At 43.7% G+C, this 14,875-nt stretch carries 8 protein-coding genes; 3 read left to right on the forward strand and 5 right to left on the reverse strand.

The genetic code is table 11. The annotated features are described in order from the left end of the window. Positions 1-603: 603 nt before the first annotated feature. Both OC443_RS00530 and OC443_RS00535 read left to right on the forward strand, forming a co-directional pair. Positions 604-2,412, forward strand: a complete 1,809-nt coding sequence (locus tag OC443_RS00530) for a cellulase family glycosylhydrolase (protein ID WP_073580555.1) — start codon at positions 604-606, stop codon at positions 2,410-2,412. 704 nt (positions 2,413-3,116) lie between these two features. After that, entirely contained in the window at positions 3,117-5,015 is a 1,899-nt protein-coding gene (locus OC443_RS00535; protein WP_073580557.1) for a cellulase family glycosylhydrolase, read from the forward strand. Positions 5,016-5,093: 78 nt separating this feature from the next. On the opposite strand, the gene OC443_RS00540 is transcribed toward OC443_RS00535, so the two are convergent. Then, positions 5,094-5,471 carry a hypothetical protein gene (locus OC443_RS00540; RefSeq protein ID WP_073580559.1) on the reverse strand — a complete coding sequence of 126 codons (378 nt, stop codon included), beginning with the start codon at positions 5,469-5,471 and terminating at the stop codon, positions 5,094-5,096. 178 nt (positions 5,472-5,649) lie between these two features. Here OC443_RS00540 and OC443_RS00545 point away from each other — a divergent pair, with 178 nt between their 5' ends. Next, complete coding sequence (locus OC443_RS00545; RefSeq protein ID WP_073580561.1) at positions 5,650-7,956, forward strand: type III effector HrpK domain-containing protein; 2,307 nt, start codon at positions 5,650-5,652, stop codon at positions 7,954-7,956. Positions 7,957-7,999: 43 nt separating this feature from the next. Here the strand turns inward: OC443_RS00545 and OC443_RS00550 are convergent, their stop codons facing one another. The 4 genes from OC443_RS00550 to OC443_RS00565 all read right to left on the reverse strand — a co-directional run bounded on the left by OC443_RS00550 (position 8,000) and on the right by OC443_RS00565 (position 14,776). Continuing rightward, positions 8,000-8,764, reverse strand: a complete 765-nt coding sequence (locus tag OC443_RS00550) for a tetratricopeptide repeat protein (RefSeq protein WP_073580563.1) — start codon at positions 8,762-8,764, stop codon at positions 8,000-8,002. A gap of 88 nt (positions 8,765-8,852) precedes the next feature. After that, positions 8,853-9,743 (reverse strand): DMT family transporter, encoded by an 891-nt coding sequence (locus tag OC443_RS00555; protein ID WP_073580565.1) that lies wholly within the window; start codon positions 9,741-9,743, stop codon positions 8,853-8,855. A gap of 186 nt (positions 9,744-9,929) precedes the next feature. Further along, positions 9,930-12,410, reverse strand: coding sequence for a pectinesterase family protein (locus OC443_RS00560; RefSeq protein WP_073580567.1), 2,481 nt, complete (start codon positions 12,408-12,410; stop codon positions 9,930-9,932). A 518-nt stretch (positions 12,411-12,928) separates the two neighbouring features. After that, positions 12,929-14,776, reverse strand: coding sequence for a M3 family metallopeptidase (locus OC443_RS00565; protein ID WP_073580569.1), 1,848 nt, complete (start codon positions 14,774-14,776; stop codon positions 12,929-12,931). Positions 14,777-14,875 lie beyond the last annotated feature (99 nt).

Consider the following 14,875-nt stretch of genomic DNA (forward strand, 5'->3'; position numbering starts at 1 on the left):
AACTCCCCCATTTTTTATAACTAATATAACTAACAGTGTAACTGTAAATAAAAAGAAGAGATAAAAAATAAAAATATTATTTTTTAGTGGAAAATAAATGAAACCAAAATGACATAATGTAATTTTATTACTGAAGTTATATATAAATATTTCACTATTTTATCGTATGTTATATTGAAGTTAACTAATGCTGCTTTGTTCCTATCTTATTGTTTTATATAAATAAAAATATAAATTCTTTGTTTGCCAATGTGTTGTGATGACAATAGTGTAGTTTATTGTATTATTTTTTTCGATAGAAATAACAGATACATCATTCATTATCTATATGAGATAAATAAGGTTTGACAGTCGGTTAATAAGTGGTCAATTATTTATGCGCTGTATTACTCAATTTCACTTTTGTTTATTTTTTCGGGCGTATAACCCGGGAAATTTGTATTTTCTATAATTGTAACCGGTTACAGATGTGAATGAGTTCAGCTTTTTGTTCTCAGCTTATTGGCACTCGTGTCAGTTGTTTGGTTGATGATTGATTTTGGATGAAAAGAAATATTCAGCAAGACAAAATAAAAATTTAAATGAATTGAAGGAGCAAAAAAAATGAGAAAACAACAAGTTTTCAGGAACGTCAGTTGCAAGAAAAGAGCGCTTAGCATTGGGATCGGCTTGGCTCTGGCAGCATTATCCGGCTCTACATTCGCAAAATGTGTATACGAGATACAAAGTGACTGGGGAACCGGGTTTACAGCAAACGTGACGGTAACAAACGACACTTCCAGTGCCGTATCAACCTGGAACGTCGGTTGGGAATATTCAAAAGGCGCAACAATCACCAACCTTTGGAATGGTTCTCTTTCCGGAACCAACCCATATACGGTGACTAATGCAGGCCATAACGGCAGCTTACAACCTGGCTCCAGTGCGACATTTGGTTTCCAGGCCACAGGCACGCCTGAAACCCCAACACTGAGTGGCACATTGTGCTCGGGTACTACACCGCCAACGCCAACACCACAAGAAGGTAACCAGGTTGTCTTCCGGGTTAATGATGATGGCCGTATTACCAAAGATGGTACGGTTAAACCGGTACACTGTGGTTCATGGTTTGGTCTGGAAGGTCGTCATGAGTTACCGACTGACTCAAGCAACCCGAATGGTGCACCAATGGAACTGTATGTTGGTAACACATTCTGGGCAAATAACAGCCAGGGTACAGGTCGTACAATCCAGCAAACCATGGATGAGATCAAAGCCAAAGGTATTAACCTGATCCGTCTGCCAATTGCGCCACAAACACTGGATGCTGATGATCCACAGGGACAACCAGCCGTATTTAAAAACCATTCATCTGTTCGTGCAACAAATGCGCGTAGTGCATTGGAAGAGTTCATCAAACTGGCTGATGAGAACGATCTGGATATCCTGTTAGATATTCACTCTTGTTCAAACTATCTTGGCTGGCGTGCCGGTCGTTTGGATGCAACCCCTCCATATACTGATGCAAACCGTAATAACTACATTTACACTCGTGAAGATTACTCTTGCGGTACAGATGTGGGTGATGGTGTGACTGTTCAGGAATATAACGAACAGAAATGGCTTGAAGACTTACGTCAACTGGCTCGTTTTGCTGATGAACTGGATGTAAACAACATTCTGGGTATCGATATCTTTAACGAACCATGGGATTACACCTGGTCAGAGTGGAAAACACTGGCAGAGCATGCTTATGAAGCAATCAACGAAGAGAACGAAAATGTTCTTGTTTGGGTTGAAGGGATTGGTAGTGCGAAATCTGATGGTACGAAAAACCCACATGGTGATGAAGATCTGAACCCGAACTGGGGTGAAAACTTCTACTCAATGGCAACGGATCCACTGGATATTCCAAAAAACCGTTTAGTTATTTCACCACATACTTACGGACCTTCTGTATCTGTTCAGCCACAGTTTGTCGATCAAACAGACTCAGATTGTGTTGGTTTGTCTGAAGATGCAGCAGCGAAAGCGAAATGTAATATCGTGATTAAACCAGCGATGCTGAAAAAAGGCTGGGAAGAGCACTTTGGTTATCTGAAAGACAAAGGTTACGCAGTTATCCTGGGTGAATTTGGTGGTCACTATGACTGGCCGAAATCAGGTGCAATCCGTATTCAGGATCTGTGGGACTTCCTGCCAAATTCTGACTACGATAAGAAATGGCAGAATGCGCTGGTTGACTACATGTCAGATAAGAAAATCGAAGGTTGTTACTGGGGTATCAACCCTGAATCAGACGATACCGGCGGTTTATACACTCACGCCTATGATGCCCGTACAAATACATCTGGCTGGGGTGAATGGACTGGTTTCGAAACTGAGAAATGGGAAATGCTGCAACGGTTGTGGGATGCAGACGATGCAGAATAATTGTTAATTAAAACGATTAACAATACATTTGATATAAAAAGAGGAGCTTCGGCTCCTCTTTTTTATTACTTACACGTTCTGAATAAATAATATGGCTGTTTTTGTTTTTATGTAAGATTAAAGAAAGAATAGTGTTAATTTTTACGAAAGTAGTATGTTTGTTCAAAAATTGAAGTTTATTATCTGAGATAGATGATTAACTGAGAGTTTAATATTTATTGTAATCAGGAATGTTAATTTTAATATGAATGTCTTTTTTTGTGACCTTGTTGCCATGAATTTTATATTTAACAATAATTTTGATTTATGTTAATCAAAAATCCAAGTTGTGATTATTTGATATTTATTCCAATTTATCAGTATCTTATGGTGATAATGATCATTTTAAACTTGATATTTTTTTGAATGAAATTAACGTTTGGGATGTTTTTTATACGAATTTAACCTGATGTTATTTAATATGTGTTGACAGAAAAGATGCAGATGATTAATTTCTATCTGAAATTTGATGATGAGAAAAATGTTTGATTTTATAATTCAGACGTCATCATTTTTAATCGTTCATATTTTTATGTTTATTTTAAGGTGGAGTTATTTTGGCTGGTTTGAACAATAAGGCTGGAATCACTCTATTTTAGAGTAAATTTATCTCCCTAAAACTAAAAAATAAAAATATTCTTACTTTTTATATAAAGGAACAAAAAATGAGAAAAACTTTCCGTAAAGACGTCAGATGCGCAAGACGTGCACTTAGTGTCGGCATTAGCCTGGCTCTGGCAGCTTTATCAGGTTCAGCGTATGCAAGTTGTACATATGAAGTTCAAAGTGACTGGGGCGCTGGTTCTATCGTTAATGTCACTGTTAAGAATGATACGGATAGTGCAGTAACTGCATGGAATATCGGATGGGAATATGATGGCAGTGCCCGTATTACAAACATCTGGAATGCTTCTGTCTCAGGCTCAAACCCATATGTGATTAACAACATGGGATATAACGGAAGTTTACAACCCGGCCAAAGTGCTTCATTTGGTTTCCAGCTCAGCGGATCGTCTGATGTTCCAGCGTTAACTGGTTCACTATGTGGCACTTCAGATTCTGGTGACACTGGCAGCACGACTGGCGATGATACCGGCAGCACAACTGGCGATGATACCGGCAGCACAACTGGTGATGATACCGGCAGCACAACTGGTGATGATACTGGCAGCACCGAAGGTAATCAGGTTGTCTTCCGGGTTAATGATAATGGCCGTATCACTAAAGACGGTACGGTTAAACCGGTACACTGTGGTTCATGGTTTGGTCTGGAAGGTCGTCATGAGTTACCAACTGACTCAAGCAACCCGAATGGTGCACCAATGGAACTGTATGTTGGTAACACATTCTGGGCAAATAACAGCCAGGGTACAGGTCGTACAATCCAGCAAACTATGGATGAGATCAAAGCCAAAGGTATTAACCTGATCCGTCTGCCAATTGCACCACAAACACTTGATGCTGATGATCCTCAGGGACAACCAGCTGTATTTAAAAACCATTCATCTGTCCGTGCAACAAATGCCCGTCAGGCGCTGGAAGATTTCATCAAACTGGCTGATAAGAACGATCTGGATATCCTGTTAGATATTCACTCTTGTTCAAACTATCTTGGCTGGCGTGCCGGTCGTTTGGATGCAACCCCTCCATATACTGATGCAAACCGTAATAACTACATTTACACACGTGAAGATTATTCCTGTGGTACTGATGTCGGTGAAGGCGTAACTGTTCAGGAATATAACGAGCAGAAATGGCTGGAAAACTTACGTGAACTGGCTCGCTTTGCTGCAGATCTGAAAGTGAACAACATCCTGGGTATCGATATCTTCAACGAACCATGGGATTACACCTGGTCAGAGTGGAAAACACTGGCAGAGCACGCTTATCAAGCCATTAACGAAGAGAATAAAAACGTTCTTGTTTGGGTTGAAGGGATTGGTAGTGCGAAATCTGATGGCACGAAAAACCCACATGGTGATGAAGATCTGAACCCGAACTGGGGTGAAAACTTCTACTCAATGGCAACGGATCCACTGGATATTCCAAAAGACCGTTTAGTTATTTCACCACACACTTACGGACCTTCTGTATCTGTTCAGCCACAGTTTGTTGATCAAACAGACCCTGATTGTGTTGGTTTGTCTGAAGATGCAGCAGCGAAAGCGAAATGTAATATCGTGATTAAACCAGCGATGCTGAAAAAAGGCTGGGAAGAGCACTTTGGTTATCTGAAAGACAAAGGTTACGCAGTTATCCTGGGTGAATTTGGTGGTCACTATGACTGGCCGAAATCAGGTGCAATCCGTATTCAGGATCTGTGGAACTTCCTGCCAAATTCTGACTACGATAAGAAATGGCAGAATGCCCTGGTTGACTATATGTCAGATAAGAAAATCGAAGGTTGTTACTGGGGTATCAACCCTGAATCAGACGATACCGGCGGTTTATATACTCACGCCTATGATGCCCGTACAAATACATCTGGCTGGGGTGAATGGACTGGATTCGAAACTGAGAAATGGGAAATGCTACAACGGTTGTGGAAAGCAAACGCAGAATAATTGCTGAGCTATGATTCAATTGTTTATTTCAGAGAGGGGCCCTTGTGCTCCTCTCTTTTATGTTTGAATCAGTAAAACTCAACTGGCTCTGAAGAACTCAGTTGCTTTTGCCCTGAACAGAAAAGCAATGATGATGGCAGAAAATATCAGACCGGGAATCACCATTTTTTTATCCGGACTGACAATCAGGCTGATAGTGAGTGAAAGAATTGTCCAGCCGATATAAAGATTTCTTCCTGCAATTTTTCCTTTATGTATCAATAACCCGCAGATAAATGTTATCGCGCCGCCGATACATGAAAAAACAACCTGTATATGAACAGGTAGCATACTTGCTTCCATAATTTTTATCACTTCCGGATTTTTGGTGCTCAAAAAAACTGAGATGAGCGTCATTACACCGGCGATCATCAGAAACCAGCTGATAATTGCAATCGATAACGGGCGTTTTGGCATAAGTTGTTCCTGCATTTTCCTGTCAAAAGGTGATGATGAATTATACATAAAGTCACACCGGGGTATACCTCGCTCGATCATCTCATTTTTTCACGGAACCTTATTCTGCTGATCACCACATAAAAAACAGTGTTGTCTGGCCGGGGTTGGCCTTCATCTGGCAGAAGGAAGCAGAATCGTGAGAATTGGTGATAACAGGTTACAAATTCAGAACACTCTGAGTGATGAAAAGATGCAGAACTCAGAAGAACAGTCGGTGAGTTTACACAAACAAGCCGGGGTGCCGGGAAAAGGGGTTGATTTTAATTCCCCTCCCAAACCTTCTGCCGGATTATCCGGGTCCGCAAATTCAGGAGATGGTGTGCCGGGACAGGCACAGTATGCCGGTAATCTGTCATTGTTATTCCGGCTTGTCGCAACGATTTTGTCTCCGGGGAAAAAAGCCGGTAAACAGGAGATTCGCCAGGAGATGCCACTTCAGGGGCTGAGTCATACCCGGTCAACAAAACGCAGTGGTCATGCTGGTGTTGTGTCTGCTCCTTCAGTTTCAGCTGCCAAACCGGTTGCCCCCATCAGGCATACTGATGCTGCAACACTGGCTGCAATTGATAACTCAGAGTTCAGTTGTGCCGAAGCGCTGAAAAAGTGGGATCGTATGGTTGAACACTTGCCGCCAGAGCAAAGGGCAGATGCTGCGAAAGCGCTGAATCGTCCGTATGCTGCCGCAAAGTTAGCCCTTGAAGGTGGTGCTGCCGGAGAGCAGGCAATGACATACATTAAGGCGAATCCGGCTTTGTTTCGGGCGATTGAGACCCGTGCGGGGTCCGGTGATGATCGCCATGTGAAGGCAGATGGGCTCATGTCTGAAAAAGACCTCAAAGTCTTTGCCGGGACCATGGAAGATCGGGCCCGGGAAGCGGGAGAAATGCTGGATAAATTTCATGAAAAACACCCGGATGCTGATGCCCGGAGTCTGTATATGGCACGTTCAGCCGCAGTTATGTATGCCAATGATCCGATTGTACGTGCTGCTTCTGAGGCGAAGGCGTGTGGTGCTGACAGGCAACAAGATGTCAAATATACCAACCGGGGGGATTTACAGGCTCTGGCTGATCCGGCAAATAATCCTGATTTGTCGCTTCTGCTGACAGAAGGCGCAAATCTGTGGGGGCAGCCCGGTATGTACAATACGCTGGAAGATATGGGATTGCGTGGGAAAGACGTTGCCCGTCATGGTGGTGATGGTTTGGTGGCCGGGAATGACTTTGCATCTTTTATTGAACATGTCGGACCGGCCAGTGGCGCTGAGTTTGCCGATTTTATCGCTTATACAGCCATGCAAAACTCAACGGCAAGTGTTGATATCAGCCAGCTGAATGAGGATATTTTTCAGCATCCCGAACAATATTCCGGCGCATCAAAAGCAGCGGTGATGATGAAGCTGCAGAAAATGTTGGGATATGTTCAGGCTGGCAGGGAAATCCGGGATACCGATGAAACAGAGAAAGATTTAAAGGATAAAATAGCTCAGCTACAAAGTGATAAGGATGTTCAAACGTATCTTGAAAAGTCGCTTCCTGAGAATAAACGGCAGATTATTTACGCCTCTTCTGAATTATTCCATACCGTGATGGAGCATATGCAGCAAGATGTTTTATCCGGACGTTCTTTAGGGAAGGCGTTGCATCAATCATCCGAAAATTCTCAGCCAGCCCTTGCCGTGACACAGGCATTGGAAAACGCGCATGATGAGCTGCAGTTTTATCAGGATTTAACCGGCCACAAGATTGAAGTCTCGGATCTGATCGCAACCCGCCCTGATTTGGCAGCAAAGATCAGGCGATCGTCAGATGAAGTGATGAACGGGGATTTATTAACCAGGATGGCTAAAGATAAAGACTTTTCCCCGGAAAAAGCAACAGATGCCTACTGGACAACCGTTGCATTCATGGATGATGCTTTATCAAAGTCGGCCGGAGGCGGGATCGGATTACCGGATGGTCAGGTCGTCAGTCAGGCTTTAGCTGCCGCTGGTGTTGATGCCAGTCATACAGGTGTGGTGGATAACCGGATGCTGAAAGCACTGATGGCGCAACACAACGACGGACTTTCAACTGACTTTCAGCAGAGTGGAACGCACAATCATGAGTTGTTGGATAAACTAAAAGATAAAGCGTTAAAGAAAGGGACTAAATTTCTTGCAAAGCAAGGGACTAAATTTGCGGTCAAACTGGGTGCGCAGCTGGCAGGGCGCGTGGCTGGTGCCCTTGCCGGAGAAGCGGCAGGAATGGCATTAGCCGGGACGATCGGTGCTGCAGCTGGTCCGGTTGGTATGATTGCTGGTGCTGCGGTATCGGTCGGTTTTGGGATTGCTGAAGTTGTGAATTACTTTAAAGGCGCCGCTAAAAAGCGCAGGGAACGACGTGATTTCGATCATACCGTCTCGCCTGCGCTGGAGCAGTTTGGGATTAAAAAGCCCGATTAGTTTCTGAAGGCCTCTGATACACTCAATTATTTGGTATCAGAGGTTATTTTTTATCAAAAACATCCAGATGCTTACAGGTGAATTTTGATGATAATTCTTTATTCTCTTTACAGATCTTTTTAATTCTGTCTTGTGCCCGTTTGTTTCCTGAACGCGCTGAGAATTCAATATATTTAAAGGCAAGTGGCTGATCTTTTTTCAATCCTCTGCCTTCGTAATACAGCATACCCAGATCAAGTGCACTGTTGTTATCTCTTCCGTCGACAGCTTTTTGATACCACTTAGCAGCTTCTTTATAATCTTGTTTGGTGCCAACCCCATCTCTGTACATTCTGGCTAGTTTATACATTGAGAAAGTCATGCCCTGATTTGAAGCCAGTGTATATAGTTTAAAGGCTTTTTCATGACTTGCAGTGACACCCCGTCCGGCCATGTACATATTGGCAAGGTTGTGTTGTGCCATCGCACTGCCCTGTTTTGCAGCTTTGTAGAACCATTCAGCAGCCGTTCGTTGATTGGCTTTTGCTCCGATTCCTCTTGCGTAGAGATCCCCGACTTTTGCCTGCGCTTCCGGATCCCCTGACTCAGCGGCTTTAACATACCAGTTTAACGCTTCTTTATAGTTTTTTTGTTGCGTATAGTAGGTGCCCAGGTTCATATGGGCGAGTGGGTTTTTACTCTGCTTAAAAAGCGCAATCGCTTTTTCTTTATCTCCGGATTTTAATGCTTTCATCCCATCATCGAATGCGTTGGCAAAACACAGGTTTGTAAGCAATATGATTGATAATAAGGCTTTGACTAATTTCATGGTTGACCTTTTCGAATGCATGATGTTGATAAATCAGTGAAGCAGTATGAAGCTTCTCAGCATTTAAACCAACAGATTTGTAATTAGTTCAATGTTTCTCGTGTTTTTTCTGATACTGCTGGATGATCAGACCGGTAATAATAATGACTAACCCAATCACTGTCGAGATATGGATGGGTTCATGGATGATGGTTGCCAGAAATACCAGTGACAGAAATGGTGAGATAAAAATCAGGTTACTGATTCGTGAAGTATTTTGAGTCAGTCGAAGGGCTGTTATCCAGAGAAAAAAGGTAATTCCCATTTCAAATACGCCAATATAAATGGCACTGAGCCAACCGGATAAGTGTTGAATGGTCCAGTCTGCCTGTTCAAAAAAAGCAAGCAAAGCTGTCAATGGAAGTGCAACTAAGAATCCAAGCAGAATGCTGATGATTGGGTCGGCTTTGTTTCTGGTATTCAGAATCCAGTAACCTGCCCAGAGCAGTGTGGATAACAGAGCCAGTCCGACACCGGCAGGACTTTGAAAATGAAGTGACAGCAGTTGTCCTGATGTGGCGATGATCAGAACCCCCAGATAGCAAATTACGGCGGCAAGATAGTCTTTGCGGCGAATTGGTTGTCCGAGAAATATGGCTGCCATTATCGTTAAGGTAATGGCCCAGCTGTAGTTTATTGCTTGTGCCTGAGAGGCCGGTAGCAGAGAGTAAGCTTTGAACAGAATCAGATAATAGCCAAGCGGATTGATCAGGCCGGACAGGATGAAGATGGCGGGTTGAGCCTGAAATGTTGGAATGATTTGTTTCGTTTTCCTCTGGCACAGGCAAAGAATGAAGAGCACACAGGATGAGACTGTGCAGGCGATAACCAGCATTTGAACCGGAGTAAATTCAGCCAGGGTTAACTTAAAAGCGGTTGCTACGGTTGACCATAAGATGACGGCTGATAATCCGAAAAACAGGGCGCGTTTCTCATTCATTGTTATTTCTGCTGCGTGTGAGGATAAACTTTGAGTCAATCAATATACGCAAATAGCGGGGACATTGCATTTTTGATTATCTTTTTGTGAAAGGTCTGCTGAGCTGCGTGAATGTCCGGTATGAAAAAAGTCTGTGCTGAATCAGTCAGCACAGACTTAAGTATATGATTACATTCTGATTATGTATTACAGCCTGATGATGTCGAACCAGTTCATCCAGCCATGCCAGTGGTATTCAGGGACTGGCGGGTACGGGAACCAGCCTTCGCCGTCATTATAGTCTGCGAAGATTTGCTGGCGGGTCAGGTAACCGTCAGTCAGCACATCTTCCCAGGTCATTTGATATGTACCCTCCAGGCGTTTAGAGACATCAAGCGGGTAACCCAGCATATCCATGCTGTTAAATTCACGCCAGCCTGCTGTAGACGTCGCTGTTTCTGGTGTTGGTGCCGGTTTATCTAACCATCCTGTGGTGCGGATGTGGTCATCCATCCAGGTGTTGATGAATGCAATATTGTCGTAGCATCCCGGACATCCGCCACTGCGCGCCAGATAGACAGAATCATCAGCGACCGAATAACCATTTTCGCTGTCTGCTCTGGTTAAGATTGAGTTGAGGAAGACAAATCCTTTATCGTTCTCATCTTTCACTCTGGCCTGCAGGATGTAGCCACCGTTATTTTTCCCTCTTGAGTCGCCCAGAGTCCGGATCTCACTGCTTTCAAACAAAGAAGCATGTGTATAACCCCAAATAAAATCGACGTTTCCTGCCACCATTGATTTATAGAACCAGGTCCAGCCATTCAGCATCAGTGTATCCTGCTCACTGATGAAATTGCTCCGGTAAGCAATCAGGCGGCCGTCATTACTATTAAAATATAAGGCTTCAGCCTGATGACCTTCACCGATCAGGGTGGTGTTTTTCAGGGTCAGGTCTTGCAGGGTCAGCAGGTCGACATTTTTCGCCAGGAATAATGCGCGGGCATTGGTGCCGGAATTCAGCTGCTCATTATTCTTATAGGAAATGATGGTTTGTTGTCTGCCTTCTCCCATAATCGTCAGATTCTTTTGCCCGTAGACATAAATCGGTTCTTCATAAGTTCCGGCTTTGACCAAAATCGTTATGGGTGCCTCGGTATCATGATATTGGCGGACAAAGTTGATTGCGCCCTGAACAGAACGGAAATCGGCATGTGAACCATCATCATCGACGACAAGGAAGGTTTTATTCACATCGGGTTTCTCTGTCCGGGTTGTGAAGACCCAGTTGCTGTTTCTGCCAATCCCCGCAAAAGTTTTTCCGGCTAGTGTCGCATCTGTAAAGGCCGCTTCAGGAATCACCACATAATAGGTTTTTCCCTGCTCAAGTACATTTGCATGAGGGGTGATGTGAACTTCATTTCCGACGACTCTGACGGAATGTGTTTTGATGGTTCTGAGCTGTTTATAACCAATATTATCTTCATCAGTATCAACATTAATCTGGTCAACCAGTGTGTCGTCATCTGCATCATAAATCCGGACAGAGCCAATCCCTTTGGCTGGCTGAGAATCAAAAGTTACAGACAGGGTTGTATCTTCATAAACGCTGGTGCTTTGAGCTGACGGGGTCAACTGATCAGTAAAGGAATAAGTTGCTGTGGGCATTTCAAATGCGGGGGCAATGACTGCATGAATCGATTTCGATACACCAGATCCCGTGGTAATCGTGACGGTGACTTTTCCTTGTGAGAGCGGTGTTAAGACGATATTGCCGTCAACCAGTTCTGCTTTAACGATGGTGCTGTCGCCTGACGTGACAGTGATGGTATCGGCATCGCCATCCCGGGTCGTTGCACTGACAGGAATGGTTGTGGCGTCATCACCGGCATCGGCTGCATATTCAAGTAATTCGCTGTCAATGGTCAGTGATGCCGGTTTTTCATCCGCATTACCGATATTGATATCATCAATTTCGAATGATTTATTTGATGTCCAGAGGCCGATTAATCCCTGGGATGAAAAATGAGAGTCTGTCGTTGATGCAATTTTATCCCCATCAAAATAGACGGTGAGGGTCTGATCTTTCATGACAAACCGGAGTTGATGCCAGTCACCGTCAAGTTCTCCTGCTGTGCCTTGTGAGATAGGCACTTTCACTCGTTTAACCCGTGAAAGTTTGCCTTCATTCATGACGGCGATTTCGACCTGAGTACTGTTGGTTGAGTTTTGTACGTTCAAAGCTCCGGCATACCAGTTATTCCCATCCTGATAACGTCCCAGTAAATAAAGCTGTTTATTTGCAGTGGTGCTATTCTTTCGCGGTCTTATTTTTGCTTCGACATAATAATCAGCACTATTTAGCTTGCTGAGAGCTTCTTGTTTTACCAGCGCAATCACACCACCTTTACTCCCGGCAGTATATCTGAGCATTGTATTGTCCTGATCGGTGACTAAATCAAACTGACCATCAGGAACAAAAGAATTTTCGGTCTCAGGAAGCAGATTCCAGTTATCTGTATTTCCGGCACTAAAGTCTTCACAGAAATAAGCCGTTGTATCTGTGCAAATACTTTCGGTACTTGTGGTAAGTTCTGAACTATCAGATGCATAAACTGACGTGAAAGCAACGGGAACAGATAACGACGCAAGCATCATTATTCTGATTGAATGTTGTTTTAGTTTCATTATCTATCCTGTATTTCGTTATTTAATTTTTAAGTTTATTTGGGTCATTTACGGGCATTCAGGACAATCAAGTTTCCGGAGGTTCATGTGGCTTCACGAGAGGCCACGGCAGACTCGGTTAATCTGCGGGTTCTTTCTGTCCGGTTGTATGCCAGCCAACTGTCATTGATATTATTTTTTGCTTCAGACGTGCTCTGCATTATTCTCTGATTTAATAGGCAACGAACAGACTGAAGGGTATTTCGTTACACGATAATTATTCACTGGTTTTATTATTATTGGAATATTGTTTTATTTAATGTTTGATGTAAGCGGTAAACAGATTTTCAGAAAAAAGAATCAAGGCATGTTTATTGTTGATTTTGGTGATATATATATCAATTATACCCAAACAACCTGCATTATCAGGTTGCTTGGGTATATTCTATATATCGGGGTTGTTGGCGGGTGTATGATTCTGCTTATTTCATGATACAGAAGCGGCTCACCGATCATGCTGGTCAGTGAGCCGGGTAAATTTAACAGCCGTATGTTTCGGTGATATATTTCTCGAATTGCAGGCACATCGCCAGATCAGACTTATTATTGGAAGCCAGTTCTTTCTCTCCGTCGACTACGTTAATCTTTGCGTTCAGAGGAATAACCGGGTTCTGTTTTCGTTTGGCCGACGACATAATTTTTTGTTGTTCTGACTGCCATAATTGTTCTGCGGACAGGTTACACTCATCAGCAAGGTACCTGGCATTGAATCCTTCACCACATAAGCTTTCAATACATGCATTCAGAGAGACACTGTTCCCCGCATGCCAGTAATGTTCTGCCAGTTGTGGGCCAATCTCCGGATTATCGGTTAAGTAACCGTATTGCTTCATAAAGTAGGCCCGGGTCTGGTAAACCGCCATATGAGCAAGCAGGTAGCCCTGATAGGAACAGGCTGAGTCATCTGACAGCAGGTGAGGGATTGCCATAAGCGGGCGGGGGCTGCACTCCAGACCAAGCACTTCTTTTTCCATGTTGCGGGCTAACTGAGTCACATTTTTCGGAGTCAGTTCCTCATCACCGAGCTGGTATAAAGCCCGCTCAAAATAAGGCACAACCAGAATGCTGCGTTCCTGATAGGCTCTGAATGGCTGGCGGCTGTCGATCATCGCTTTGATCACTTCATCCGGTACCGGATTACCATCTGCATCATGGGCATAAAGTTTTAGCCAGTCCGCATCCTCCAGCAGGCTGTCACAGAACATAGATTGTGTTTCGGCATAGGCCATTGATGTTGGAGCAAATTCCTGAGAAAAGCATGGTGCGTTCATTTTTACGTTGGCAAAATGTGCGGCATGGCCGCCTTCATGGAATAGTGTATTAATGCCGGAATATCCGCTGCCGATTTGATCTGGTTTGGCATTGCTGGTGAAGTTTACGTTGGCCGGCACCCACTGATTCTGATTATAAAATGACGGTACAGGGCCATGACAGAAACCGTTTTGATATTTGCCTTTACGATCCAACAGGTCGAGAGTCAGATCGGCGCCTGAATAATTAATATTCAGCCGGCTGAATGATTCGACCCAGCGGCGTAATGACTTAGAGAAAGGAACATAAGGATCAAGCTCCCGCATAACATCGCCTGAAAACGCATTGATAAAGTTATGGCCGAGCAGAGCCTGAGCACCTTGTTGCTTTTTTAAGTTCTTCAGACTATTGAGGTGGCTGTCTTTCGTTCTTTGTTCAAAATCATCCAGAATGCTGAACAGTTGCGCCGTCGTCATCTGTTCAGTTTTCTCTACGGCATAGTCAAAAAAGGTGTCATAACCTAAAGCACGGGCAAACTGATTCCGGAGTTTGACTAACTCCGGAAAACCGTTGTTAAGCAGCCACTGTTCCAGATCCATTAAAGCCTGGTGAGCAGATTGTCTGACCTGCTCATTATCACTGGTTCGAATGACAGAAGCCAGCAGAGGCAAAGAGCCTTCTGTCAGCTCACCCGCTTCATTGCGGTATGTCATGGTGTGATTTTGCTTCTTTTCAAACAACTCTGCCTCGAAATCGATGAGTTCTTTTTTCAGTTTTTGCGCTTTTTCGGATTCGAGTGCGTGCGCTTCAAACATGGTTAACCAGCCTTTCAGGCCAGTCGTTGTGCTACGTTTTTCATCCGGATCGGTAATCGATTCAGCTGCCGAAATTTGCTGTTTAATCTCAGGGATTTTTGCAGCCTGACTGAGAAACTCTGTCCATTTGGTCTGGGCTTCAGCTGACCCCTGATGATCATCACTGGTTCCCATATAGGTTTTCCAGAAAAAATCTTCTTTTGTGCGGTGTAAAGACAGGTATTGTTGATTGAGTTCATAAAGATAAGATGTTGCAGTCATACGGTTCCCTGAAATGTTTAACGCTGTTATGTGACTAAGTGATTATTGCATGGTTGGTATGAATCGGAAAGCGGCGATATTTTTATTTACTGGACAGAT

The sequence above is a fragment of the Vibrio quintilis genome (assembly GCF_024529975.1).
GTDB lineage: Bacteria > Pseudomonadota > Gammaproteobacteria > Enterobacterales > Vibrionaceae > Vibrio > Vibrio quintilis.